Below are 25,864 nucleotides of genomic sequence, written 5' to 3'. Positions count from 1 at the left end.
GACCAGTAGAGAGTCAATAGCTTATCGTATCTTGTTCGTTATTAGTGCCATTACCCGCATACCTACTACTCAATCTTAATATGATGATCAAAGGCACTCTGTTTTGACCAAGCCAGCACTTTATCTTCACCGCAGGTATGCAGATTAACCGGAAACGCTTGATAAAGCTCAGGCCAATACTTGGCTAATTTATCTGGCGTACACTGGCCTTCGCTGAAGTAAATAGACTGAAATTCGGCAAACATTCCATGACTCACGCTGCCCGCCCCCGCGAGCAAATGTTGGCCATTCGGTGCGGCACCACTGACTAAAAATGCCATGGTCGCCGTGACCGTATCAAAGGAAAACAGCGGTTGAATCGCTGGGGCTAAATGTTTATGGGTCATGGCCGTGAGCGCCTGTGGGCACAGGCTATTGATATGGATATTATATTGCTCGCCCTCTAAAGCAAGGCTATTAACCATACCGACGAGGGCCATCTTGGCGGCGCTAAACGGAACCTGATGTAAGTCGCCAAACAACGCCGACACCCCTGTGGTCATCAAAATTCGGCCATAACCTTGGGCTTTCATCAGCGGCCAAATCGCTTGAGTAAGATAAAAGCTACCGTTGACATCCACATCAAACTGTCGCTGCCAGTCTGCTTGTTGGATATGCTCGAACGGGCAGGCGCCGTAAACCCCGGCGTTATTGACCAAAATATCCACGCGTTGCCAATCTTGCTGTAGGCGATTCACCATCGCCTTGACATCATCCTGCTGGCTAACATCCACTTCAAAATACAGGCATTCTCCCCCGAGTTTTAAAATGGTTTCATGGGTTTGTAGCAGTTCAGTATTAGTTGTAATCAATGCCTTGCTTTGAGATGGGCATACTTTAGGTTGGTCAACTAGAGCTACTTTAGCACCCCGTTCAGCCAACATAATGGCATAAGCTCTCCCTAGCCCTGAGCCAGCACCTGTTATCAACGCTACTTGATTATCGAAACGCATCCCACCGGTCCTTATCTTTAACATAAACGTGACGAGCTCATTTCACCTCAGTAAAGTCCTATTGAGGCACTTAACCTTGGGGTTTAAATCTCGATAAACTTAGCTAGCTTCACTCACGAACATGCGGGAGCAACATAGGCTATAAAAGCACAGCCCCTATAGATTTTCTTTGAACTTGGCGGCAAATCTTTCCCCTAAAAGCGAAACATCTGTGCGCCAATTCAAACTCTGTTACATGCGTGTATTAGATAGTACTCACTTTAAGGCAAATTCTTGTTATGCTATGGCGCTGTTCACTACCCAATTCTTTTTTCAGATAACGACTGGACATCATGAATCCTTGGATTTTAGCCATTAGACCCCGCACTTTACCCGCGGCAATCGGTCCCCTGTTAATCGGTAATATTCTGGCACTGCACCTTGAGCGTTTTAGCTGGCTAATTGCCGCCACCTCAATGTTATGCGCCATCCTATTGCAGATCGCCGTCAACCTCGCCAATGACTATTTTGATTTTAAAAATGGTATCGATACCGCCGAACGTATCGGGCCGGTACGCGTGACCCAAAGTGGTATGATCCCCCCCCATAAAGTCCGTAATGCCATGATCCTATGCTTAGTGCTGGCATTAACCGTGGGCTCATATTTGATTTGGCATGGCGGCTGGCCGATTGCGATTTTAGCGGCAGCGGCAATTTTAGGTGCCCTAGGTTACAGCGGCGGCCCTTATCCTTTGGCATCACACGGGCTAGGTGAAGTCGCCGCCTTTGTGTTTTTTGGCTTGGTCGCTGTGGTCGGCAGTTATTATCTTCAGGCGGGTGACACTAATTTGAATGCCTGGCTACTTGGCTGTGCAATTGGCTTATTTAACGCCGCCATTATGTTGGTCAACAACACCCGTGATATTCGTACCGACACCCAAGCAGGCAAACATACGCTCGCAGTTAGGATTGGCGAGGCGCAGGCCAAAGTCTTGTATCAAGCGTTAATTTACTTGCCCTTTGGTTTAGTGATAGCGGGATTCTTACTGGGCATTCTGCCGGGCTTACCAGTACTGCTCGCGGGTTTATCCCTGCTTATCGCCCGTAAACTTAGCAGCGATTTCTATGCAGTATCCGGTGAGGCGCTCAATCCACTATTGGGACGCACGGCAAAACTCACTATGATTTTCAGCACCCTATTCAGTGTGGGATTGGTGTTTACCGCCTAAACAGGATATCAAGGTTTCGGGATTGCCCCAGAGTTGAGTTAAAAACCAGCCCACAGGGCGGCTAGGTAAAAATAGACTAAGCTTAAAATACAAAAAGGTTCGTCACGATGCGTTTAATACGCAACATGACGAACCTTTTGCTTTTAGGGGCAAATTAAGACCAGAGATAACCCGATATTGCGGTGTTTAATAACACACCACTAAATTGATGCGTGGCTTTTGGCGTCTGCAAATGCGCCGCCCCAAAACACACATGTAAAGGGATTAAGTGTTCTTCCCTTGGGTGGCTAAAACGTGCCTCAGGCGCCGATTGCCAATCGATTAATTGTGCCTTAGCGTGGTTATCGCCTGATGTCACCACATTCGTTAACCAAGTATCAAACGCTTTGCTGCGAGGCAACACCTTAGGATCGCTGGAGAAAAACGCCCTCATATTGTGAAACGACATACCGGAACCCACAATCAATACCCCTTGGGTGCGTAATGATGCTAATGCTTCACCGATAGCGATATGGGCACTCGGGTCGAGGTCTTGCACTAAAGACATCTGCACCACAGGAATATTGGCCTCTGGATACATCAACTTAAGTGGTACAAAGGTGCCATGGTCGAATGCACGTTGATTATTCAGCCGCACCTCGATTCCACTCGCCTTAAGCAATCCAGCAATGGTTTCTGCAAGCTGCGGCTCACCAGGTGCGGGATAAGAAAGCGTATAGGCCTCAGGGGGAAAGCCATAATAATCGAACAGCATGCCTGGATGGGGATGGCTCGACAGTGTCACCTGCGCCTCTTCCCAGTGGGCCGTCACCAATACAATGGCCTTGGGTGTTGGGATAGTATCTGAAACCTTGGATAAAAATGCCCTTAACTCCCGATGATTTGCATCATTGAGTAGCGGTAAAGGCCCGCCACCATGGGGAACAAATAACACTGGCATTAAAGCGGAATTCGCGTGCGTCATAATAAACTTCTCTTGATTAAACCGTTAGTTATCACTTGTAAATCAGATCTTGCCAGCCTTGTGGCTAAGAATTAGAAAGCCGCTTTCATGTCCACCAGCTGACGTTGGAAACGCACTAATCTATCAACGATTTCATCGAGCTTGATGATTAAAAACAACAGCGCAGATAAAGACAGTGCGGGTAACGCGCTCAGGGTGGTTTCGTAATTAAAGTGGTAGTAAATGGCCCCCATCATCACCGACAGTAATGCGGTCGCCGACAGGACTCGATATTCACGCCAGCCAATGCCAATGGCGCCCAGCACTTCAATCACACCGATAAAATAGCCAAAACCCGTGGGCAAATTCATTACGCTAAAGGGCACATGGAAAAACGGCACACTGAGTAACTTGCCCATACCCGAGAATAAAAACACTATGCTCATCGCCAGCGTCACCACCACCGCCGCACGATTTAAGGTATTGGCACAGATAAAGAGTTTTTGAGGATCAGTATCGGCCGCGGTTTTATCTTCATTGCCTTTAGCTAAACATAATTGATTTATCGACATAACTACCTCATTACTCATCTCTTTTAGACCCTGTTCAGCGTGAACCCTCGCTAAACGGCACCCTAAACGCAAAGTAGTGGACTCGCATTGAGCCCACTACTGCTATAGGACGGAATTATGAGCCGACAAAAAGTAAATAAATATGGAATAATATCTAACATCTCCTAAAATAATTATTTACTTGTTTAAGAGCCTTGCCATGACCTTAGAACAACTGCTGATGTTCAATACCGTCGCCCTCGCGGGCTCGCTAAAAGCCGCCAGTGACAAACTTCATAAGACTCAGCCTGCGATCAGTCAGAGCATTAAACAGCTGGAATCCCAGTTAGATTTAGTGCTATTCGACCGCCAAGGGTATCGCTTAACGCTCACCCAAGAGGGACGAAAGCTGCTGCAATACGCCCAGCGTGTGCTGAATGAAGCGCAGGAGATGCGACAAGTCGCTAAGCATTTAGCTAAAGGTAACGAGGCCAGTATCACCTTAGCCTTCGAAGCATCCTTTAATCTAACCCGCATCTTGCCGATGCTAGAGCGAACTCAAAATGAGTTCCCTCACACTCAAATCATTCTTAAACAAGAATATTTAACCGGCGCGCTCGAAGCCTTAAATCAAGGCAAAGCCGATATTGCGATTTCAGCGGGCGGCATTGAGCCAATACGCTCAAGCCATTTTGAGCTGGCTTACTTATTTTCAGGCAGTCTATTGGATGTGGCCTCACCGCGCTTACTGAGTCGACACCCCACTCTGAGCCATGTGCGCGAATTGGTGAACGAGTACCAAATTGTGATCCAAGATACTGGCACTGGCACCGCCAATATTGAATTTGGGGTGCAAGCTGGACAGCGCCGTTGGTACGTTAATGATTTTTATACAAAGAGAATGCTCATTCAGAGCGGCATGGGCTGGGGAAAATTACCACATTATTTGGTGGAACAAGCCCTCGCGGATGGAAGCCTATTACCACTGGAACTGCGGGAAAGGCAAAACCTTATCCAACTCGATTACTATGTGATGCGCCCACCACACTCGCCATTAGGCCCAGTAGCGCAGGCACTGTGGGAAAACCTAGTCCAATTAGTTTCACTCCATTGAATAGTGCTAACAGCATAATTTCCAACGAACCAAACACTGCGACTATTTCAAGTTTAAGGGCAATCCTGTGATCTGCGGCCGCAGTGACGCAACTTGTCCCCTGAGCCAGTCGTGCCTTCACGGCGAATAAAGTAACTCAGCGTTGATAATAAACAATTGACCAAAAATCAAACTGTTCGCCTTTGGCTGCGCACCAATCAGGAAACGGCTCAACCCCAACAAGAGTGGAATACTCCTCCCAGCAATTGATCATCGACTGGTAATAATCATGCCGGTTTTGCAGCCTTGATTTACTCTCGTGCGTTTGTAATCTCACAATTAATGCTTGTGCTGACGCTAACGAATCTTTTGCCCGCAATATATCCCCCAGCAATACAGATTCAGATAGATGGTAAGTCTGAAAATCGACACTGCTTAAATGGGACAACGCGACTTGAGTGAGGCAAATTTCATCGGCCGGCTCGAGCGTCAGCGCCCTTTCATAGGAGGCGATATCCTCGCCAATGAGGCCTAACCATTTGTGGGGGATAGGATTATTGGGCTCATCTAACGTCCATTGGGTTAGCACGCCTTTAAGCAGCACGATAAGGGGATAAGCAAGTAACTGGTGTGTTTCACGGTGCCAAAAGCCTAAGGAGGATAGCTCCTCTGCGATATGCCTCTGCTCGGCTAAGGATAAGCTCTTACAGTGTGACACGAATTTATTGACCGTCGCAATCGCTTGCTTCTTCAGTCCTTGCTCTTTTTGCAGGCAATATTCGCCAAAAAGTTCATACCCCTTCCTGGCCAAATACTGGGCCCCTATTGCCTTTAATCCTTCAAAGTTATCGCTATTCCAGTAGTTCATAGAGGTGTTTAAGTTAGTAGCTTGAGTTAAGTGTTTGAGTTAGGTGCTTGAGCTTCGTGGTCTTCACCAACAAGGTATTTGCGGTCAGATATAAGCCTTTACCGCAGATTGTAATCGCCAAGCCCATCTGGAACCAAATGATTTACCATTAAGCAGTTAACTATCTATGATTTTTATCTCAACTTCCCCGTTGTATAACCTCTATCGAGCATGTCACTACAATAATAAAGGGCCTTGCGGCCCTTTATTCAATGTTAGTGTAACAGCATGATTATTGGATTTCTTGCTTAGCGAGTGCACGGTCTAGCTTGGCACGCTCCACTTCAGGCGAGGCTTTAACCGCTTGGATTAAACCGAGTAGATCTGTGCCCTCTTCGGCAGCCAGTAACAATAAGTTATTGTTATTTTGCCAATCTACTTTAAGGCCATGGGCCTTAGCAAAATCGTCAGCCGATGCACCTGGCTTTAGCTTAACCACTAACTTACCCGTCATTTCGGCAAAGGGTTTACCCGATTGGGTGACCACTTTCTGCCCTTTGACCAACTGCTTAGCCTGTTTAATCCCTGTCTCAGTTTTAACAAAGTAAGGCGTATCCAAACCTAAAAATTCGGCACGGCTCATTCCTTTAGTCTCAGTTTGTGCTTCTAAAAAATCGACTTTGTCATGTGCCATCGCCTGCAGCGACAGTGAAAGTGCAACAGCCACTAATGATAAATTTAACGCTTTCATTGGTTACTCCTTAAGATGCAGACTTGGCGACATGGCCATGGAAACGGATAGACCAGCCTTTCAGCTTACCATCAGCTTCATTAGGAATTTCAATAGGTGCACGGCCTCTATCAATCTTGATGAAGGAGTAGCTGCCACTATTCACATCAATTAGTTTAATCGTCCATTCGCCTTTTGATGATTCACCATAGAAGGCATTCGATAACATGGGCGTTGCATCGTAGCCAGAGACCAGGTCTTCAGGATCATCTTTATCCATGACACCTTGGTAAACTAAACCGTTATAAGGTGTCATCAACACACTCTTAGTACCCGAAGGTGAAATCAGCTCGACCGCTAAATCCGGTAAACGCAGGTGATCGGCAGTCAGTTCAATTTGCACGGCTTCAATCACTAAATCGTCAGCGACCGCTAGGGTATCACTCACGCCATTAACATCTGCATCGGGAATCGCTTTGTTTAGCGCAGCGCTTGCTTGCCATTCAGTTACAACATAGTCACCTAAGTCCTGCGCGTAGGATTTGGCCAATTTAACGGCTTCGGTAAGATTCACACGACCAAAACCATAGAGGTTATGGAATGAAAAGCCTGCCGCATTTTGCAACCAACCAGGGATAGCTGTGTATACTGGCGCACCGTCACCCTCACCAATAGTCACGGTTTTAGGCGCAATATCCGCATCCACTTTGGTAGCTGTCTTCGCCAAAATATAGCGAACATCACGCCAAGTCAGATCTGGATTCGCACCCATGATGACAGCAACTGCCCCCGAAGTGTTGGGTGCTGCAGAGGAGGTGCCGTTCATTGTCGATGTGTAATCACAGTTAGGGTTTAAAGGATTTGAACCGCCGTGGAATGGTGTGCTTGGTCTATCTTCTGCAATTGCAGAGCCCTTCTCACATCCCATAAAGTCGGTTGTCACAATCGCTGGATCGTCATCGCCATATTCACCACCGGGGGCTGTGACAAAAATATTCGAGCCCACAGATGAATAGCTAGAAAGTTCACCCTTAGCATTAATTGCACTGACCACTAAGTTATAGACGTTAGCATTGTCAGAGGACATGTTAGAATTATGGAAAGGTAAGCCATGGTTAGCAGGATTTTCTGCCGTTGCGGTGAAGTAATCTCCCGGAACCCAAAAAGTATTCCAACGGTAATATTTATAACCGTTACCCGCAGATTTAACGAAAACACTGCCTTTGCCATCGAAACTTTTTGTCGTAATGTCTTGATAAACTTCAGTCTCATCCTCATTAAACCCATGCGGGAATGGCACGCTGTAACCATAGCTTTGGTTAAAGACACGCGCACTATCGCTATAGGCACTGGCACCATGGGATTTAGCAAAGTTTTCAAATGTCTGAGTGCTTTTCACTTTACCTGTCGGGTCTTCATCTAAGAAATTAAAGCCGATTAATTTTGCCTTGGGTGCCACGCCACGCCCACCAATACCGTTCCAACCTTCCGCAGCAATAATCCCTCCAACAGCAGTACCATGGGCAGCATCAGCAGAACCGGAGAAAGGTGTAGGGTCAACCGTACCAGTAATTAAATTGTACGAACCACCATTTACAGTGTTATTTGTTAGATCTGGATGAGCAATCTCTAAGCCGCTATCGACCACTGCAACAATGACGCCTTGCCCCATGGCATTATCTGAAATCGCACCGCTTACATTCATATCTTCACCGGCCACACCGCGATGAGCCGCAAAAGCATTCTGCCCGGTGTTTTTTAAATGCCATTGGTAGGTAAAGAGTGGATCGCCATGTTTAATATTGATTGTCAGATTGGCTTCAGCCTGTAACTGGCCGTCAGACACTTTGAACCGAACCACTTCAGTCCCTTCACTGGCATCGGATGCATAGGTAAATTCACCAGTGTTTTTATTCACTAACGTAAAAGTGCCTAGTTTAAGATCGGCAGGGTCTACTAAAGAATAAGTTAAACCACCTTCGGCATCAGTCGCCTCCAATTTTCCTGTAAACAGAATCGACTGTGACACATCAACAGTCATATCCGCCGTGGTCGGGGCGGTATTCACTTTAGGCACAGGTGCCGGAGTCTTCTTATCATCGCTCCCACAGCCAGCCAATAAGGCCGCCGTGATGCTTAATGCAACAATGGACATACGCATAGTAGACATTCCTTCTTGTCATTACTTTTTGCAACTTAATTTGGTGTAATAATGTTGATTAATCTTATTCCGCATTAAGTGCTGTTATTTTAGTTATACCCTATGATTTCTTGTAAAACACAAGCATCAAATGGGATGCAAAGATTTAACACAAAGGAAATAGTTATGAAAACAAATATAAACAGAATGGAAGATTGAATAATTTTATTAATTTATATAATCAGTAGAAAACGCTCAAGATAAACAAAATCAAGAAATAGAAATACTTTATCGTAAAAATAAAATAAACAAATAAAAACAGTGCGTTATGAATTTAATTGAAATCAGAAAATTACAGAACAACAAACCATTTAAATGACATGTTATTTTACACTTTGTAACATAAAACTCTTTTACAATATTACAAACTCAAAAATACCCATTAAAAAAGAATGGAATACTTTTTAAAAATTATATTTTTAACACATAACAATCACACATGATTTTTATTTAAACTAATAAATTAAAAAGCCCCTATTTCTAGGGGCTATTCAAATTAATTTATCTAGAGTTTAATGAGCGTCCTATTAGGCGCACTCCAATCTAAATGATATTTCTCGCCAGCGGGCTTATCTAAGCGCTCAAAGGTATGGGCACCGAAAAAGTCCCTTTGTCCTTGAAGCAAGTTTGCTGGCAGGGTCTCGCTGCGGTAACTGTCGTAATAGGCCAGTGCCGAACTAATACAAGGTACGGGGATCCCTTGCATCACTGCCGCCGCCACAGCACTGCGCCACTCGGTTTGTTTTTCCGACAAGGTCGTTGCAAAGGTGTCGGCCATCAATAAACAGCTTAGGTCCGCATCCGCTTGATAAGCTTGAGTGATAGATTGCAAGAAGGTAGCACGAATAATACAACCCGCACGCCAAATCTTAGCGATTTCAGCAAAATCGAGCTGCCATTTTTGCTCCTGCGCCGTCATCGCCATGAGTTGGAAACCTTGGGCGTAGCAACACACTTTAGCGCAATAGAGCGCACTCTCTAAGGCATCGATTAAAACGGCTTTTTGAGCATCATCCATCGCCACAGAGGCAGGACCTGAGAGCTTTTTACAGAGCTGAACACGGAGGGATTTTTGGGTGCTGACCGCGCGCGCATAAACCGCTTCGGCAATAGTGGGAGCCGGACAACCAATTTGCAAACTGCTTACCGCAGTCCATAGGCCTGTGCCCTTTTGCCCTGCTTTATCGAGGATCATCTCAACTAATGGCTGACCCGTTAGCGGATCCGCCTGTTTGAGCACCTCGGCGCTGATCCCCATCAGATAGCTGTTTAAACTGCCCTTATTCCAGCGTTCAAACACCTCACCCACTTGAGCTGCACTCATGCCTAAGCCATCGTGCATTAACTGATAGGCTTCGCAAATCAGCTGCATATCGGCGTATTCAATCCCGTTATGCACCATTTTCACATAATGTCCGGCGCCAGCAGGACCAATATAGGTCGTGCAAGGCTCACCTTCGGTCACGGGATTACCCGGCTCAAAACGCTCAATTGGCAGCCCTGTTTGAGGATCAACCTTAGCGGCAATGGCCTTCCAAATCGGCGCCACATGCTGCCAAGCCCCAAGATCGCCACTTGGCATTAATGAAGGGCCAAAACGAGCACCCACTTCTCCGCCCGAAACCGCCGAGCTGAAGAAGATAAATTTCCCTTGGTAACGCTTTTCGCGCTCAACGGTATCCGTCCAAAGACTGTTGCCCGTATCGATAACGATGTCGTCCGCTTCGATACCGGCAGAAATCAAGGCATGACATACCCCATCCACAGGCACACCCGCAGGGACAGACAGCACGAGAATACGGGGTTGAGCGAGGCTTGCTAACATTTCTGAAAGATTAGCACAGCCTGTAATACGCAGATCCTGTCCTACACGTTCTTGTTTTTCTTGCTGTAAAACACCGTTGACTTTAACAGGATCGAGGTCGAAAGCACTGACGCGATATTGATTGTCGGCAATGTTTAGCGCAAGGTTTTTGCCCATCACGCCAAGGCCAATTACGCCAATGTCATTAAGATTGCTGTGGTTTTGCATTATATAATTCCCACGGGTCACAGAGGTTAGAAATAACCAATTTGGAGGTGTAATTATATCGGGCTTTGTAACTTAATTACCAGAGACAATAGACGATGCATACGATTGGCAATCTCGATTACAGCCTAAGATTTGTTGTTTTTTCAGGAGAATATTCCTAGATTTCTTCAAACATCTTTACCAATCGTATACATCTGGGGCGAACGCTTCCCTAGGGAAGGGAATTAATTAGTGAGCGAGTTTTAAGCCGAGTACACCAAGCAAAATCAGGATTAAGCTGGCGATTTTCAGCAGACTCACGCCCTCGCCTAAGAGAATAATGCCCGCAATTGCCGTGCCCATGGCACCTATGCCGACCCAAACCCCATACGCTGTGCCTATCGGTAGCGGTTTAACCGCCAGCCCCAATAGCAGCACACTCACGGTCATGGAGAGCACAGTAAACACACTCGGCCAGAAACGACTAAAACCGTCGGTGTATTTAAGCCCGATAGCCCAACCAATTTCAAATAGCCCAGCAAGAATTAATAGAAACCAGCTCATAGAGAACTCCCATACGGGGTCGTCCCCAAATTGATATCGGCGGATTTAGGGTCGTCCCTAAGCCGTTGTGAAATGTTTAATGTCTCTAACAATTTGAATCTAGGTATAAAGCTTAAGATCCAATGCCTTAATCGTGCTTTGTAAAAGCTTGACAATTAAGTATGCGGGCTAGACTAACAAATAGTGACATCTAAGAGCAAGCCTTGGACTTCAGCCCTTTTCGCAAAAATTAAAGCGATAGCCTGATGAGACTGCACTCATGAGACTATCGCTTTATCTTGGCAGTACGGCCCTCATTTTTGACCGCACACTACTGCCTTGTCACTTAGCCCACAAGGGCATCGGCATAGCCCATGCGGGTTAAGGTCGTGCGAACTAAATCGAGGGTTTGAGGATCTTCAATCGTCGCTGGCGCCGTATATTGCTGATTGTCGGCAATTTTACGCATAGTGCCGCGCAGGATTTTACCCGAGCGGGTTTTCGGCAGTTTTTGAATCGCACTCACCAACCTAAAGGACGCGACAGGACCAATTTCTTGACGAACCAGTGCAATTAACTGCTTATGCAGTTCTTCATCCGTAATCACCACACCTTTTTTAAGCACCACTAACCCCAGTGGCACTTGGCCTTTGAGTTTGTCATCGACACCAATCACGGCCGCTTCGGCCACATCGGGATGCTGACAGAGTACCTCTTCAAACCGCCCAGTGGAGAGTCGATGGCCGGCTACGTTAATAATGTCATCGATACGGCTCATGATATAGAGATAGCCATCTTCATCCATGTAACCCGCATCCCCCGTAAGGTAATAGCCTGGATACATAGATAAGTAACTGTCTTGATAGCGTTTATTATTTTGCCAGAGCGTAGTGAGCGTACCCGGTGGCAGCGGCAATTTGATGACCACGTTACCTGAGACATTCGCCGCCACTTTGGCGCCCAGTTCATCGACCACATCGACCTCATATCCAGGGACGGGTCGACCGGGCGATCCCGCTTTAACCGCAATCGGTGCTACGCCCATCAGGTTTGCCGCCACAGGCCAGCCCGTTTCGGTTTGCCACCAATGGTCGATAACGGGTTTATGCAGTTTAGCTTCGGCCCAATGCAAGGTATCGGGATCGCAACGCTCCCCTGCTAAAAAGACATTCTTCAGGCAGTTTAAATCAACACCTTGGATAAATTCGCCATCGGGATCCTCGCGCTTAATGGCGCGGATCGCCGTAGGCGCGGTGAAAAAGCTTTTAACTTGATACTTAGCAATCGTGCGCCAAAAAGCGCCTGGGTCTGGTGTGCCTACGGGTTTGCCTTCATATAACAGCGTCGTCGCCCCGACAAGCAGCGGACCATAGACAATATAGGAGTGTCCTACAACCCAGCCCACATCCGACGCCGCCCAAAACACATCCCCTTGGGCAATATCGTAAATATTGGCCATGGACCAAGCCAATGCCACCGCATGACCGCCATTGTCTCGCACCACTCCTTTAGGTTGACCTGTGGTACCTGAGGTATAAAGCACATACAAGGGATCGGTGGCTTTTACCGTCACACAATCTGCACTGTCGCTAGCGCATAAAGCGGTTTGCCAATCCTTATCTCGCCCCGCTTGCATTTGCGCCTCATATTGGGGGCGATTTAAAATCAAGCAGTGCTCGACTTTGTGCACCGCTTCATTTAATGCTTTGTCCAGTAGGGGTTTATAGGGCACCACGCCCGAAGGCTCAATCCCGCAGGAGGCCGACATTACCAACTTTGGCTTAGCATCATTGATACGGGTAGCCAGCTCATTAGCCGCAAAGCCGCCGAAGACCACCGAATGAATAGCACCAATGCGCGCGCAGGCAAGCATGGCATAGGCAGTCTCGGGCACCATGGGCATGTAGATGACGACACGGTCCCCCTTGGTCACGCCAACACTTTGCAAATAGCCCGCAAGCCTTGCCACTTGAGCCTGCAACTCTCGGTAAGTAATGCTGTATTCTGTTTCCGTCACAGGGCTCACGTAATGAATAGCAATTTGCTCACCACGCCCTGCCAACACGTGCCTGTCCACCGCGTTGTAGCAAGTATTTAACTCGCCATCGCTAAACCAGTGATAAAACGGTGCCTCGCTTTCATCTAATATTTGTTTGCTTGGCGTAACCCAGTCTAAGGCCTTGGCGGCTTGTTGCCAAAATGCCTGTTTATCCGCAATAGATGTCCGATGTAATTGTTGTCCAACATCTGTCATAAGGCCTCCCATCATGACACTCACCCGTGTTACCACAGATGAAACTCTCCCCTTCCTTCCATGGAAGATTATGACCTGCCCCGTGCTATTCCCCCATTAGACTAAGGGATATAGCCGCTAAAATTGTTAAACATGTTGGATTATTGTGCTTATCCCTTGCTGTACATAATAATTCCACATAATCTTATGTTTTAATGGAATTTTTCATGGAAAGAAAACGCATTATGATGCGCTTTAATCGCTTTAAACCCACCTTACTCCTGGTCCTCAGTCTCGTTAGCGCGAACGGCATTGCGTCAACTCAGCAGCTAGAGACCTTACTCGAACCCTTATCTATTGGTGAACGAGCCAAGGTCGACAATACTCAGATTATTAGCGCCAAGCTACTGTCGCGGGTCTACCAAGTGCGTCAATATCAGCCGCTCTGGCAAGACAAAGACTACGCGGGCACTATGCTCGATGTGATTAAAAGTGCCGATGATGAAGGGTTGTCGAAGGAAGATTATCACTACTCCAAGCTAGTCGAACTTTACCAACAGCTCAGTGCCTCGAATTGGCAGGATGAATACCGCAGCAATGTATTTGAAGTGCTGCTAAGCGATGGGATCATCACCTACACCATTCACTTGCTAAACGGTAAAGTGAATCCCAGCATGCTCGGCAAAACCTGGAATTATGATGAAACCCATCTGGATTTTGATACCACATTAAAACAGCTTGAAGAACACATTAAAGCACACACTGTGGCTGATGCTATTGCAGGCTTAGCGCCTAAGATTGCGCCCTATCACCAACTAAAACAGTATCTTGCCCAGTACAAAAACTTAGCGGCACGCTATCCCTTTAGGCCCATTCCCTACATGGAAGTCATCAAACCCGGCAGCACTTCCCCTTCGGTACAAGGCATTGCCACACGGCTAACAGAGTTAGGTTACATAGCGGCAAGCGCGCCAGCGGACAATAGCGTAGCGGTGAACCAGCCCTTAACTTACGACAGCACGCTTGAAGCCGCGGTGCGTCAATTCCAAACCGACCATAGTCTCAAAGCCGATGGCGTGATTGGTGCGGGCACTATGGCGGCGCTGAATGTGCCCTACTCGCAACGGGTCGATCAGATCCGTATCAACCTTGAGCGAGCACGCTGGTTATCGGCAAATTTGCCCACCAATTATCTTATCGTCAACTTGGCAGGTTACGAGCTGTTACTCTTTAAAGACAACAGCTTAAGCTGGCGAACCGACATTATCATCGGCAAAATTAATGCTAAAACGCCGCTGTTTAAATCCAAGTTAAAATACGTAGTTGTCAACCCCACTTGGACAGTGCCCCGCAGCATCTCCACAGAAATCATCAATCACTTGCGTAAAGATCCCGACTATTTACAGAAGAAACACTTTAAAGTGGTCGAAGGCTCGGGCACGCCCGTGGATGCAAGCGGCATCGATTGGCACAGCATGACGCGCAAAAACTTCCTCTACTGGTTTGTGCAAGACCCGGGTGAAGATAACTCACTGGGATTAGTTAAGTTTATCTTCCCTAATCAATACTCAATTTATCTGCATGATACGCCAGCTAAAAGTCTGTTTGAACAAACGGATAGAGCCTTTAGTCATGGCTGTATTCGAGTCAAAGATCCGCTCGTGCTGGCGGATAAATTGCTGAGTGCCAATGCCAATTGGTCAAGTAGCACACTCAGTAACAAATTAAGTGAGGGAAAAACGGAAAACCTGTTCTTAGATGAACCCTTAGATATTTTGATCATGTATTGGACAGTCACCTTAAAGGACGGGAAAATCAAGTTTTACAATGATGTATATAAACGCGATCCGATCCTTATAGAGGCGTTAAACCGCCCAACCTATGAGGGTGTGTTAGCCGATGATGGTTTGCTCAACACCATGGAGTAATCGCCGATAATCGCGGCTTTTGATACAAGTTGCTTGCTCAATCCACTGCGCTGCGTTGCCCAATTGTAAGACGAGGGCAACGCGGCACTTCCCCGCGTTGACAGAGCCTTTCCGACTCAGTATTTAGACCATTAATATCAATAGGTTGAACTGAGGTCACTCTAGCGAGTGGCAACAAGAATTGACAAAAATATCAGACTAACCACACCGCAATCTTTACCTTTACGTAAACTTCATATATCTTGCTAAAAAATGATTAACTAAGGTGCCTGAATGAGCGCAACTAACACGCCACAAACGACTTATTCGATCAGTGATCTCTCCAAAGAGTTTGATATCACGACCCGAAGCATTCGTTTTTACGAAGACCAAGGCTTACTTAAGCCAAAACGTCGCGGTCAAACCCGTATTTACAGTCTTAAGGACAGGGTTCGACTCAAACTTATCCTTCGCGGCAAGCGCCTTGGGTTCTCCCTCGCGGAAACCCGCCGCCTATTCGAACTTTACGATGCCGACAAGAGCAGCACCACCCAGCTCAATACCATGCTTGCCCTAGTGGAAGAAAAGAAATCCGCGCTACAGCAGCAAATGGATGACATTAAAGTGGTTCTGATGGAGCTAAATTCTGCCGAGCAGCAATGCCGTCTCGCCCTAGAAGAAAGCAAGGCCAAGGCCTAATCCCTTCGAGGCTTGCGAGGATAGCATTAATCAACACCTCAGTTGGTACGACCGCGTGACAGGGACATATCACGCACTGTAAGACGGTTTTAAAGACTCAAGCACCTAATAATCATAAAAATATAAATTAGAACCTAAGATAGGACACAAGCAATGAACTCACTCTACACCAGTCTCAATTTTGGCCTAGGCGAAGAAGTCGATATGCTGCGCGATGCGGTGCACGATTTTGCTAAACACGAAATCGCCCCTATTGCCGCCAAAGTCGACCACGACAACGCCTTCCCTAACGAAATTTGGCCCGTGCTCGGTGGAATGGGACTCTTAGGTGTCACAGTGCCAGAGGAATACGGCGGAGCAAATATGGGCTACCTCGCCCACGTGGTCGCCATGGAAGAGATTTCCCGCGCCTCGGCCTCTATCGGATTAAGCTACGGCGCCCACTCCAACCTGTGTGTAAACCAAATTAACCGTAACGGTAATGCTGAGCAAAAAGCCAAGTACCTACCAAAGCTGGTCAGCGGTGAACATATCGGCGCACTGGCGATGAGTGAACCCAATGCAGGGTCAGATGTGGTTTCGATGAAGCTGCACGCCCGTAAAGAAGGCGACCGCTATATCCTCAACGGCAACAAAATGTGGATCACCAACGGTCCCGATGCCAATACCTATGTGATTTATGCCAAAACCGACTTAACCAAAGGCGCACACGGTATCACGGCCTTTATCGTTGAGCGTGGTTTTAAAGGTTTCAGCCAAGCACAAAAACTCGACAAACTGGGAATGCGCGGTTCAAACACCTGTGAGCTGGTGTTTGAAGATGTCGAAGTGCCAGAGGAAAACATTCTCGGTGGCCTCAACAATGGCGTCAAAGTGCTGATGAGCGGCCTAGATTACGAGCGCGTCGTGCTCTCAGGCGGCCCGCTGGGGATCATGAACGCCTGTATGGACATCGTCGTGCCTTATATCCACGAGCGTGAACAATTTGGCAAATCCATCGGTGAATTCCAATTAATACAAGGCAAATTAGCCGATATGTACACAGGTATGAACGCCGCTAAAGCCTATGTGTATAGCGTGGCGAAATCCTGCGATCGCGGTGAAACCACTCGCAAAGACGCCGCGGGCGCCATCCTTTACAGCGCAGAGCTGGCAACAAAAATGGCACTGGATGCCATTCAATTGCTCGGCGGTAACGGTTACGTCAACGAGTATGCGACTGGCCGCTTACTGCGCGATGCCAAACTCTATGAGATTGGCGCTGGCACCTCAGAAATTCGCCGTATGCTGATTGGCCGCGAACTCTTTAACGAATCGAAATAAGCAGCCTAGGGCGAACGACGCATGACGAGCTTTAGCCTTTCATGCTCCTCGCCCACCGAGCCAACTGATACTGAGTTACCGCTTTATAAGGACAATCAAAGTGACGCAATTAAGCAGTCGTATCAACGCCCGTAGCGATGAATTTAAAGCCAAATCCGACGATATGGCCGCCCTCGTGGCCGATCTCAAAACTAAACTCGCCAAAATTGAGCTCGGCGGCGGCCCCGTTGCCCTTGAGCGCCATTTAGCCCGCGGTAAACTCCTGCCCCGTCAACGGGTTGAGAAATTGCTCGACGCAGGTTCGCCCTTTTTAGAATTGTCGCAATTTGCGGCATTTGAAGTCTATGACGAAGAAGTGCCCGCCGCAGGGATTATCGCCGGAATCGGCCGCGTTAGCGGCGTAGAATGCATGATTATCGCCAACGATGCCACGGTCAAAGGCGGCACTTATTACCCAATTACGGTTAAAAAACATCTACGCGCCCAAGAAATTGCCAGCCGCTGCCATCTGCCCTGTATCTATTTAGTCGACTCGGGCGGCGCTAACTTGCCCCGTCAGGATGAAGTGTTCCCGGACCGCGACCATTTCGGCCGGATTTTCTACAACCAAGCGCAAATGTCCGCCAAGGGTATTCCGCAAATTGCGGTGGTGATGGGTCTGTGTACCGCGGGCGGCGCCTATGTCCCTGCCATGGCCGATGAATCTATTATCGTTAAAGAACAAGGTACTATCTTCTTAGCTGGTCCGCCGTTAGTTAAAGCCGCGACCGGTGAAGAAGTCAGCGCCGAAGAACTTGGCGGCGCCGACGTACACACTAAAATTTCGGGTGTGGCGGATCACTTAGCCCAAAACGATGTGCATGCCTTAGAGCTTGCCCGCCGCGCAGTGCTGCGTCTGAATCATCAAAAACAAATCAATAGTCTGCTGAGCCCAGTTAAGCCGCCTAAGTTTGATATCAACGAACTCTACGGCATCGTCGGCACCGACTTGAAAAAGCCCTTCGATGTCAAAGAAGTCATCGCCCGCATCGTCGACGACTCCGATTTCGATGAGTTTAAGGCCAACTATGGCGCGACTTTGGTCTGTGGTTTTGCCCGCATTCACGGCTATCCCGTGGGGATTGTCGCCAACAACGGCATTTTATTCTCAGAATCGGCGCAAAAAGGCGCGCACTTTATCGAGCTGTGCTGCCAGCGCAAGATCCCGCTGCTGTTCCTGCAAAACATCACTGGCTTTATGGTGGGTAAAAAGTACGAACACGAAGGTATTGCTAAACACGGTGCCAAAATGGTGACCGCAGTATCCTGTGCCAATGTACCAAAATTTACCGTGATTATCGGTGGCAGCTACGGCGCGGGTAACTACGGCATGTGTGGCCGCGCCTTCGAGCCGACCATGATGTGGATGTGGCCCAATGCGCGCATCTCTGTGATGGGTGGCGAGCAGGCCGCTGGCGTATTAGCCACAGTGCGCCGCGACGGTTTAGCCCGTAAAGGCGAAGCATGGTCCGCAGAGGATGAAAAAGCCTTTAAAGCACCGATTATTGCCCAGTACGATAAAGAGGGTCATCCCTACCATGCCAGCGCCCGCCTGTGGGATGACGGCATTATCGACCCAGCGCAAACCCGTGATGTGGTGGGCCTTGCCCTGTCAGCCGCATTAAATGCCCCTATCGAAGACACCCGTTTCGGCGTCTTCCGTATGTAACGCATCTTGCGATGCCTTACGTATCAATCATAGAGGGAATAACTAATAATGACTGACACACAACACCAGAACACTAGCACTCAATCCTTAGCTAATTTGCAGCACGTCAGCTATGCGCTGAATAACGGCGTGGGCGAGTTAATTCTTAACCGAGCCGAAGTGCACAATGCCTTCGATGAGGTGATGATCAGCGAGATGATCGCCGTCCTCGGTTATTTTGCCGAGCACAAAGACTGCAAACTGTTGGTATTAAAAGCCAATGGCAAAAACTTCAGCGCAGGCGCCGACTTAAACTGGATGCGCAAACAAGCCAAGATGGATTTTGAGCAAAATCTGAATGACGCCAAGGCGCTGGCTAAGCTGATGCAGGATTTAGATACCTTTCCAAAACCTACTATCGCCTTAGTCCAAGGTGCGGCCTTTGGCGGCGCGCTTGGGTTAATCTGCGCCAGTGATATTGCCATCGCCACCGAGCGTGCAAGCTTCTGCTTAAGCGAAGTCAAACTAGGGCTGATCCCTGCGGTGATTAGCCCCTACGTTGCCCGCGCCATGGGTAATCGCGCCTCACGCCGCTATATGCTCACCGCGGAGCGTTTTGATGCGCCAACGGCGCTCAAACTCAATGTTATCCATGAGATAAACGACGATCTTGAGGCCGCAGCCCAACCTATTATCACCGCGTTGCTCGCCAACAGTCCGCAGGGAATGGCGTGGGTGAAGACCCTACTCGCCCGCCTCGAAGATGGCGTGATAGACCAAGATACGATTGATTACACTAGCGAGCGCATCGCCCGCATTCGGGTATCTGATGAAGGCCAAGAAGGTTTAAACGCCTTTTTCGAAAAACGTCAGCCGAACTGGCACACGCCAACAGATACTCAAGGAGCACTTTAATGTTGACCAAGCCGATGTTGACTAACAGCATGTTTACTAAGCTTTTAATTGCTAACCGTGGTGAAATTGCCTGCCGCATTATCAAAACCGCGCAGGCCATGGGCGCTCGCACCGTAGCCTTATATTCCGATGCCGATAAAAACGCCCGCCATGTTGCCATGGCCGACGAATCGTTTTACTTAGGTGGCAGCGCCCCAGCGGATTCTTACCTCAAGGGCGACTTGATTATCGAAATAGCCAAAAAAGCCCAGGCGCAAGCCATTCACCCAGGTTATGGCTTCTTATCGGAAAACGCCGATTTTGCCCGTAAGTGTGAGGCGGCCGGAATCGTGTTTGTTGGCCCAGGCAGCGATGCCATCGATGCCATGGGCAGTAAGAGCGCGGCCAAAGCCATTATGACGGCGGCCCAAGTGCCTTTAGTGCCAGGTTACCATGGCGACGATCAAACCGACGCGACACTCAAGGCCGAAGCCTTAAAAATCGGTTTCCCCATGCTGATTAAAGCCGCCTACGGTGGCGGTGGCAAAGGCATGCGTATCGTTGAGCATGAAGGCGAAATCATGGACGCCATCAACTCGGCGCGCCGTGAAGCGTCCTCCTCCTTCGGTAACGATAAATTATTGATGGAGCGTTATTTACGCCAGCCTCGCCATGTCGAAGTGCAAGTGTTTGCCGATACCTTTGGTAATGCGATTTACCTATCGGATCGCGACTGCTCGATTCAGCGTCGCCATCAAAAAGTGGTCGAAGAAGCCCCAGCGCCCGGTTTAAGCGATGAGCTGCGCGCCCAAATGGGTGAAGCCGCTGTCGCTGCCGCCAAGGCCATCGATTATGTCGGTGCAGGAACCGTTGAATTCCTGTTAGATACCGACAATAGCTTCTACTTTATGGAGATGAATACCCGTCTGCAGGTAGAGCATCCAGTCACCGAAATGGTGACGGGCCAAGACTTAGTCAAATGGCAGTTAATGGTCGCCAGTGGCCAGCCGTTACCGCTTAAACAGGACGAAGTGCGTATCCATGGACACGCCTTTGAGGTACGTATTTACGCCGAAGATCCGCAAAATGAGTTCTTACCCGCCAGCGGTAAGCTCAACTTCCTGCGCGAACCCGAGCAAAGCAAATATGTGCGTATCGATTCCGGCATCCGTGAAAACGATGTGATCAGTAACTTTTATGATCCGATGATCGCCAAACTGATTGTGTGGGATGAGTCGCGTCCACGCGCGCTGCAACGCCTAGTGCATGCCCTCGAGTCCTATCAAATCAGCGGGCTTAAACACAATATTGAATTTTTAGCCAATATTGCCGAGCATCCCGCCTTTGCCAAGGCAGACTTTAGCACCGACTTTATCAACCGTTACGGCGATGCGCTGATTGGCAGTGCTTCGAGCGAAGCCGACACTGCACTTGCCTTTGCCGCGCTGTATCAAGTGCTTGCCCGTAAAGAAGCCGCCAAGGCGCAGGCGATCAATAGCGCCGATCCTTACTCGCCTTGGGGCCAAGTCAGTGGCTTTAGACTCAACAGTGTCAGCCAACATTCTATTGCCCTGCTCGACGATGCCCACGAGTTACAACAATTGGTGCTATTAGACTTTGGCGATCACTATCAGCTATCTCTGCCAACGGAAGAAGGTCATGTAAGCAAGTCCCTTAGTGGTGAGCTTAAGCAGGACCTACTATTAGCCGAAATCAACGGCCACAAGAGTAAAGTGCCTGTCAGCGCCCAAGGCGATGATTTTACGCTGTTTTTACCCTCAGGCAGTTATCACTTCAGGGCGCTAAAAACCCAAGTGGTTGAGGCAGAGTCTAGCAATGAAGATAAGCTCAAGGCCCCAATGAACGGCACAGTCGTGACCCACTTAGTGGAAGTCGGTGCTGAGGTGAAGGCGGGACAAGGGCTACTGGTGATGGAAGCGATGAAGATGGAATACACCATCGAAGCGCCCTTCGACGGTATTGTTACCGAGTTCTACTTCAAGGCGGGCGAGTTAGTGAGCGACGGCGCTGTGCTGCTCCATGTTGAGCCCAAAGCTCAGAGCGAGGAAGCCTAAATGTCTGCGCTGGATCTTACGAACTTAAGCGCCAGCTCGGATAGGGTTAGCCTATTCGAGATGGGGCCCCGTGATGGCTTGCAGAATGAGGCCGCCGTCCCAACACAGGCCAAAGTCGCCTTAATCGAATCCCTCGCCGATGCGGGCGTGAAGCGAATTGAAGCAGGCAGCTTTGTGTCACCCAAATGGGTGCCACAAATGGCCGATAGCGGTGACGTATTGCGCCAAATTCGCCGTCAAGCGGGCGTGGTTTACAGCGCCCTCACCCCTAATGTCAAAGGCTTAGAACTGGCGCTGGATGCAAAAGCTTCCGAAGTCGCTATCTTTGGCGCGGCGTCACAAAGCTTTAGCCAACGCAATATCAACTGTTCGATTGAAGAGTCGATTGAACGCTTTATCCCATTGATGGACATGGCAAAAGCCGCCAATATTCCAGTGCGTGGCTATGTGTCCTGCGTTTTAGGTTGCCCCTATGAAGGGGAAATCGCGGCGAGCGAAGTGGCAAGAGTGTCTGAAATCCTTTACAAAATGGGCTGTTACGAAATTTCGCTCGGCGACACTATCGGTGTAGGCACGCCGTTAAAAGCCCGTAAAATGCTGCAAGCCGTGATGGAGCGAGTCCCGGTTGAAATGCTCGCCCTGCACTTCCACGACACCTATGGCCAAGCATTAGCCAATATTACCGCCTGCCTCGACTTAGGTGTGCGCAGCTTTGACGCCTCAGTGGCGGGCCTCGGTGGTTGCCCGTATGCAAAAGGCGCGTCGGGCAATCTGGCGAGTGAAGACTTGGTCTATATGCTCCATGGACTCGGTTTGAAGACGGGTATCGATTTAGAAAAACTGGCATTAGCGGGTTTTGGGATCAGCAAACAATTAAATCGTCTTAATGGCTCTAAAGTCGCCAATGCAATCTTGCAGGGCGCCAAAGCCTAGGTGCTAGGTGCTAGAAATGATTGGACACGAATAACAATTTAAAGGACATCAAAATGGCAGGACTCAATAAAGTCGTCAGCAGCTATGAAGAAGCGTTAACAGGTTTATCCGATGATATGACCATTATGGTTGGCGGTTTTGGCCTGTGTGGTATTCCTGAAGGCTTAATCAATCAAATGGTTAAGATGGGCGTTAAAGGCTTAACCGCCATTTCGAATAATGCCGGTGTGGATGATTTCGGTCTGGGCTTATTGTTAAAACATCGCCAGATTTCGACCATGATCGCCTCCTACGTGGGTGAGAACGCCACCTTCGAACAGCAAATGCTCTCGGGCGAACTGAATGTGATTTTAACGCCGCAGGGCACGCTGGCGGAAAAAATCCGCGCCGGCGGTGCTGGCATTCCGGCATTTTTCACCGCCACTGGCTTCGGCACCCCCGTGGCGGAAGGTAAAGAAACCCGTGAAATCAAAGGCCGTCACTATGTGTTAGAAGAATCTCTGACCGCCGATTTTGCCCTCGTTCGCGCCTGGAAGGCCGATACTATGGGTAACTTAGTGTTCCGCAAAACCGCCGCTAACTTTAACCCTATGATGGCGACTGCGGGCAAAATCACGGTAGTGGAGGCTGAGTTTATTGTGGAGCCGGGCGAGCTCGATCCTGATCATATCCATACTCCCGGCATTTATGTTGATCGCGTCATCCAAGGCAAGTTCGAGAAACGTATCGAGCAGCGCACGGTAAAAGCGGCGAAATAAGCAACGCTGAACGATTAACAACGCAAGCTAAAGCGACAGAGTCTTGGCTCAAACTAGAGCCCCAAGTAAAAGCACAAAAAATTGAGGCTAATAGCGGCTCTAGGTAAAGGAAGGATAAAGATCATGGCATTATCAAGAGAACAACTGGCACAGCGCGTTGCCAAAGAATTACAAGACGGCTACTACGTCAACCTCGGTATTGGCATTCCCACGCTCGTGGCCAACTATATTCCCGCAGGTATGGAAGTGATGCTGCAATCGGAAAACGGTCTGCTCGGCATGGGTGAATTTCCGATGGAAGAAACTATCGATCCGGATTTAATTAACGCCGGCAAACAAACCGTTACCGCGGTAAAAGGTGCCTCGTTTTTCTCTTCCGCCGAAAGCTTTGCCATGATCCGTGGCGGCCATGTTGACTTAACCGTACTCGGCGCCTTTGAGGTCGATGTAAATGGTTCTATCGCCTCATGGATGATCCCGGGCAAGCTTATCAAGGGCATGGGCGGCGCAATGGATTTAGTGGCGGGTGCCGAAAATATTATCGTGACTATGATGCACGCCGATAAGTACGGTAACTCTAAGCTGTTACCCGTGTGCGAATTGCCCCTCACAGGCTACGGTTGTATCAAACGTGTTGTTACCGATTTAGCCTTTATCGAGATTAAAGACGGTGCCTTCCATCTGTTAGAGCGCGCCCCCGGTGTCAGCGTTGAAGAAATTGTCAGCAAAACCGCTGGCAAATTAATCGTGCCAGATCATGTACCACAGATGGTGTTTTAAGCGTTTTTTAACGTGTGCAAATAACCTATAGCGATAAAGCTTGAAACTTACGTTAGATTGAAGCTTTAGCTTAAAAAGTGTTGAGCGTTAACCGATTTTTTAGTTTTAAAAAGCCCAGAAGAGGATTCTGGGCTTTTTATTGCTTTGCTTAACTGTCGAGTGCAACAGCACTTATGCTCTGCCGACACGCCGTAAACCCATCCTTGGGGGCTCAACGAAAAAGTCCCTTTTTTCGATGGTCGCCAACGCATCAGCGCAGTTTGCTGCAATGCTCTGCATATTCACCCCTGCTTTACAAATCGTTTGGATAGATGACCTATCCAGTCGTTTTACTTCACAGTTAGCCACCTTGTATGCAGTTGCGGTAAACTTGCCGCAGCCTAAATACTAAGGATGCTCAAGTTGTTAGCTAAATTTCTCAATAAACGCAGCCGCAGTCGTAAGCATATGCGCGATTATGCTCAAGATGTATTTCCCCGCAATCAACATCTACTAACCGATTATATCAATAGCGGGAAGACTGATAGTTTTGAAAGAGTAAAGCAATACCGTGAATTCGATAAGGATTTTCGTCAATGGCAATTATTTCGGGCTGAGTTTGGTGTACCCAAACGCCATTGGGGTTATCTGGCCCAACTTACCTATATTGAATCAGGTATACTTGAAGCTAAGCCATTGATGTGCTCACTAGCATATGGTTATTTTGATACTGCGATTGACTACTATCGTTTTTACCGCGAGATTGAAACAAAAGGTGAGATTGCTAATGCCATGTGGGCAACAGAACGAGCATTTCAGCTTGTGATTATGTTGTTAGCAGGACTAAAAGCTGAAGCGGATGAGTTATATAATGCGAACGCCACCGCCTGGCGCGCTGGCTGGATAATTCGTTCCCACGGGTTTATCGGTGATTTTTTGGTGTTGTTATATGGGCGATATTTGGGTGTTATTGAGCCGCCTTTTACTAGTGAAGTGCAAGTGACATTGCGAAAAACGGCTCCTTTCCCCTATGCGCCCTTTTTAGATAACTGGGACACACAGGATATCGAATTCATCAGCACTATGTTGCAAACCCTGTGTGACCATCAGGTAGAGCAAGCAGTTATCGGCGATAAAAAGTGCTTTTTTGAGTTTGATAGTGGGCCACACGCATATTTACCATTGACTGCGTTAATGCTTCTAAAACTGCGATCCCTTAAGGGGTTACCTAACCCGCAATTCAGTCATCCCGCATTTGGCGATATAACAGCGTTGTTTGAGCAAGTCTCCACAGCCTTTAGCGACTATGTCGCAGCAGAGAAGATCCTGCAGATTGAAGATGCGGCCGATGAAGTGTTAACCCAGACATTAACCAGAATGCAAAGCCAAGATTTTAATGCCCATGCTATTTTTGCCAAGCGGCATCCATCGTAAGTGCTAGTTAAGATGTTGATTAACCATGCATTACAATAACCCAT

21 protein-coding genes are annotated in these 25,864 nt (G+C 48.3%); 12 read left to right on the top strand and 9 right to left on the bottom strand.

Annotated features, from left to right (window positions below):
- Positions 1-65: 65 nt before the first annotated feature.
- The gene (locus EYR25_RS12700; RefSeq protein ID WP_023265841.1) at positions 66-992 is read right to left on the bottom strand and encodes an SDR family NAD(P)-dependent oxidoreductase; all 927 of its coding nucleotides are present in this window, start codon (positions 990-992) and stop codon (positions 66-68) included.
- A 332-nt stretch (positions 993-1,324) separates the two neighbouring features.
- Here EYR25_RS12700 and EYR25_RS12695 point away from each other — a divergent pair, with 332 nt between their 5' ends.
- The gene (locus EYR25_RS12695; RefSeq protein ID WP_023265840.1) at positions 1,325-2,200 is read left to right on the top strand and encodes a 1,4-dihydroxy-2-naphthoate polyprenyltransferase; all 876 of its coding nucleotides are present in this window, start codon (positions 1,325-1,327) and stop codon (positions 2,198-2,200) included.
- A 154-nt stretch (positions 2,201-2,354) separates the two neighbouring features.
- Here the strand turns inward: EYR25_RS12695 and EYR25_RS12690 are convergent, their stop codons facing one another.
- Entirely contained in the window at positions 2,355-3,164 is an 810-nt protein-coding gene (locus tag EYR25_RS12690) for a DODA-type extradiol aromatic ring-opening family dioxygenase (protein ID WP_133180492.1), read from the bottom strand.
- 71 nt (positions 3,165-3,235) lie between these two features.
- The gene (locus tag EYR25_RS12685) at positions 3,236-3,715 is read right to left on the bottom strand and encodes a DoxX family protein (protein ID WP_133180489.1); all 480 of its coding nucleotides are present in this window, start codon (positions 3,713-3,715) and stop codon (positions 3,236-3,238) included.
- Between the two features lie 199 nt (positions 3,716-3,914).
- On the opposite strand from EYR25_RS12685, the gene EYR25_RS12680 reads away from it, so the two are divergent.
- Positions 3,915-4,808, top strand: a complete 894-nt coding sequence (locus EYR25_RS12680; RefSeq protein ID WP_133180487.1) for a LysR family transcriptional regulator — start codon at positions 3,915-3,917, stop codon at positions 4,806-4,808.
- Between the two features lie 136 nt (positions 4,809-4,944).
- Here EYR25_RS12680 and EYR25_RS12675 read toward each other — a convergent pair whose 3' ends face one another.
- From EYR25_RS12675 to EYR25_RS12650, 6 genes are all read right to left on the bottom strand, one after another.
- Positions 4,945-5,598 carry a hypothetical protein gene (locus EYR25_RS12675; protein WP_243729883.1) on the bottom strand — a complete coding sequence of 218 codons (654 nt, stop codon included), beginning with the start codon at positions 5,596-5,598 and terminating at the stop codon, positions 4,945-4,947.
- Between the two features lie 328 nt (positions 5,599-5,926).
- The gene (locus EYR25_RS12670) at positions 5,927-6,385 is read right to left on the bottom strand and encodes a hypothetical protein (protein WP_133180482.1); all 459 of its coding nucleotides are present in this window, start codon (positions 6,383-6,385) and stop codon (positions 5,927-5,929) included.
- A 10-nt stretch (positions 6,386-6,395) separates the two neighbouring features.
- Positions 6,396-8,525, bottom strand: coding sequence for a S8 family serine peptidase (locus EYR25_RS12665; protein ID WP_133180480.1), 2,130 nt, complete (start codon positions 8,523-8,525; stop codon positions 6,396-6,398).
- A 544-nt stretch (positions 8,526-9,069) separates the two neighbouring features.
- The gene (gene gndA, locus EYR25_RS12660; protein ID WP_133180478.1) at positions 9,070-10,596 is read right to left on the bottom strand and encodes an NADP-dependent phosphogluconate dehydrogenase; all 1,527 of its coding nucleotides are present in this window, start codon (positions 10,594-10,596) and stop codon (positions 9,070-9,072) included.
- 228 nt (positions 10,597-10,824) lie between these two features.
- Positions 10,825-11,139 (bottom strand): quaternary ammonium compound efflux SMR transporter SugE, encoded by a 315-nt coding sequence (sugE, locus tag EYR25_RS12655; RefSeq protein ID WP_133180476.1) that lies wholly within the window; start codon positions 11,137-11,139, stop codon positions 10,825-10,827.
- Positions 11,140-11,464: 325 nt separating this feature from the next.
- Complete coding sequence (locus EYR25_RS12650) at positions 11,465-13,372, bottom strand: propionyl-CoA synthetase (protein ID WP_133180473.1); 1,908 nt, start codon at positions 13,370-13,372, stop codon at positions 11,465-11,467.
- A gap of 206 nt (positions 13,373-13,578) precedes the next feature.
- On the opposite strand from EYR25_RS12650, the gene EYR25_RS12645 reads away from it, so the two are divergent.
- The 10 genes from EYR25_RS12645 (at position 13,579) to EYR25_RS12600 (ending at position 25,820) form a co-directional block, all read left to right on the top strand.
- Positions 13,579-15,279, top strand: coding sequence for a L,D-transpeptidase family protein (locus tag EYR25_RS12645; RefSeq protein ID WP_243729882.1), 1,701 nt, complete (start codon positions 13,579-13,581; stop codon positions 15,277-15,279).
- Between the two features lie 273 nt (positions 15,280-15,552).
- Complete coding sequence (locus tag EYR25_RS12640) at positions 15,553-15,957, top strand: MerR family transcriptional regulator (protein ID WP_011623082.1); 405 nt, start codon at positions 15,553-15,555, stop codon at positions 15,955-15,957.
- Between the two features lie 153 nt (positions 15,958-16,110).
- Positions 16,111-17,280: an isovaleryl-CoA dehydrogenase gene (locus EYR25_RS12635; protein WP_133180471.1), complete on the top strand. Its 1,170-nt coding sequence runs from the start codon at positions 16,111-16,113 to the stop codon at positions 17,278-17,280.
- Between the two features lie 100 nt (positions 17,281-17,380).
- Positions 17,381-18,988: a carboxyl transferase domain-containing protein gene (locus EYR25_RS12630; RefSeq protein WP_133180469.1), complete on the top strand. Its 1,608-nt coding sequence runs from the start codon at positions 17,381-17,383 to the stop codon at positions 18,986-18,988.
- A gap of 48 nt (positions 18,989-19,036) precedes the next feature.
- Positions 19,037-19,882: an enoyl-CoA hydratase-related protein gene (locus tag EYR25_RS12625; RefSeq protein ID WP_133180467.1), complete on the top strand. Its 846-nt coding sequence runs from the start codon at positions 19,037-19,039 to the stop codon at positions 19,880-19,882.
- A 14-nt stretch (positions 19,883-19,896) separates the two neighbouring features.
- Entirely contained in the window at positions 19,897-21,936 is a 2,040-nt protein-coding gene (locus EYR25_RS12620; protein WP_165953572.1) for an acetyl/propionyl/methylcrotonyl-CoA carboxylase subunit alpha, read from the top strand.
- On the top strand, positions 21,937-22,869 hold the full coding sequence (locus EYR25_RS12615; protein ID WP_133180463.1) for a hydroxymethylglutaryl-CoA lyase: 933 nt from the start codon (positions 21,937-21,939) through the stop codon (positions 22,867-22,869).
- A 53-nt stretch (positions 22,870-22,922) separates the two neighbouring features.
- A complete protein-coding gene (locus EYR25_RS12610) occupies positions 22,923-23,627 on the top strand; it encodes a CoA transferase subunit A (RefSeq protein WP_133180461.1) in 705 nt (234 codons plus the stop codon).
- A gap of 123 nt (positions 23,628-23,750) precedes the next feature.
- Complete coding sequence (locus EYR25_RS12605; protein WP_133180459.1) at positions 23,751-24,407, top strand: 3-oxoacid CoA-transferase subunit B; 657 nt, start codon at positions 23,751-23,753, stop codon at positions 24,405-24,407.
- Positions 24,408-24,800: 393 nt separating this feature from the next.
- The gene (locus EYR25_RS12600) at positions 24,801-25,820 is read left to right on the top strand and encodes a hypothetical protein (RefSeq protein ID WP_243729881.1); all 1,020 of its coding nucleotides are present in this window, start codon (positions 24,801-24,803) and stop codon (positions 25,818-25,820) included.
- The last annotated feature ends 44 nt before the right edge of the window (positions 25,821-25,864 follow it).

Source organism: Shewanella decolorationis (genome assembly GCF_004354305.1).
Lineage (GTDB): Bacteria > Pseudomonadota > Gammaproteobacteria > Enterobacterales > Shewanellaceae > Shewanella > Shewanella decolorationis.
The sequence above is the reverse complement of the archived record's forward strand: the minus strand, read 5'-3'. Positions and strand labels throughout refer to the sequence as shown.

What these genes read in the sequence shown, in the direction of transcription:
- EYR25_RS12700 (WP_023265841.1), bottom strand. Translation starts at nt 992, where the DNA reads ATGCGTTTCGATAATCAAGTAGCGTTGATAACAGGTGCTGGCTCAGGG.
- EYR25_RS12695 (WP_023265840.1), top strand. Translation starts at nt 1,325, where the DNA reads ATGAATCCTTGGATTTTAGCCATTAGACCCCGCACTTTACCCGCGGCA.
- EYR25_RS12690 (WP_133180492.1), bottom strand. Translation starts at nt 3,164, where the DNA reads ATGACGCACGCGAATTCCGCTTTAATGCCAGTGTTATTTGTTCCCCAT.
- EYR25_RS12685 (WP_133180489.1), bottom strand. Translation starts at nt 3,715, where the DNA reads ATGTCGATAAATCAATTATGTTTAGCTAAAGGCAATGAAGATAAAACC.
- EYR25_RS12680 (WP_133180487.1), top strand. Translation starts at nt 3,915, where the DNA reads ATGACCTTAGAACAACTGCTGATGTTCAATACCGTCGCCCTCGCGGGC.
- EYR25_RS12670 (WP_133180482.1), bottom strand. Translation starts at nt 6,385, where the DNA reads ATGAAAGCGTTAAATTTATCATTAGTGGCTGTTGCACTTTCACTGTCG.
- EYR25_RS12665 (WP_133180480.1), bottom strand. Translation starts at nt 8,525, where the DNA reads ATGCGTATGTCCATTGTTGCATTAAGCATCACGGCGGCCTTATTGGCT.
- gndA (WP_133180478.1), bottom strand. Translation starts at nt 10,596, where the DNA reads ATGCAAAACCACAGCAATCTTAATGACATTGGCGTAATTGGCCTTGGC.
- sugE (WP_133180476.1), bottom strand. Translation starts at nt 11,139, where the DNA reads ATGAGCTGGTTTCTATTAATTCTTGCTGGGCTATTTGAAATTGGTTGG.
- EYR25_RS12650 (WP_133180473.1), bottom strand. Translation starts at nt 13,372, where the DNA reads ATGACAGATGTTGGACAACAATTACATCGGACATCTATTGCGGATAAA.
- EYR25_RS12645 (WP_243729882.1), top strand. Translation starts at nt 13,579, where the DNA reads ATGGAAAGAAAACGCATTATGATGCGCTTTAATCGCTTTAAACCCACC.
- EYR25_RS12640 (WP_011623082.1), top strand. Translation starts at nt 15,553, where the DNA reads ATGAGCGCAACTAACACGCCACAAACGACTTATTCGATCAGTGATCTC.
- EYR25_RS12635 (WP_133180471.1), top strand. Translation starts at nt 16,111, where the DNA reads ATGAACTCACTCTACACCAGTCTCAATTTTGGCCTAGGCGAAGAAGTC.
- EYR25_RS12625 (WP_133180467.1), top strand. Translation starts at nt 19,037, where the DNA reads ATGACTGACACACAACACCAGAACACTAGCACTCAATCCTTAGCTAAT.
- EYR25_RS12620 (WP_165953572.1), top strand. Translation starts at nt 19,897, where the DNA reads ATGTTGACTAACAGCATGTTTACTAAGCTTTTAATTGCTAACCGTGGT.
- EYR25_RS12615 (WP_133180463.1), top strand. Translation starts at nt 21,937, where the DNA reads ATGTCTGCGCTGGATCTTACGAACTTAAGCGCCAGCTCGGATAGGGTT.
- EYR25_RS12610 (WP_133180461.1), top strand. Translation starts at nt 22,923, where the DNA reads ATGGCAGGACTCAATAAAGTCGTCAGCAGCTATGAAGAAGCGTTAACA.
- EYR25_RS12605 (WP_133180459.1), top strand. Translation starts at nt 23,751, where the DNA reads ATGGCATTATCAAGAGAACAACTGGCACAGCGCGTTGCCAAAGAATTA.
- EYR25_RS12600 (WP_243729881.1), top strand. Translation starts at nt 24,801, where the DNA reads ATGCTCAAGTTGTTAGCTAAATTTCTCAATAAACGCAGCCGCAGTCGT.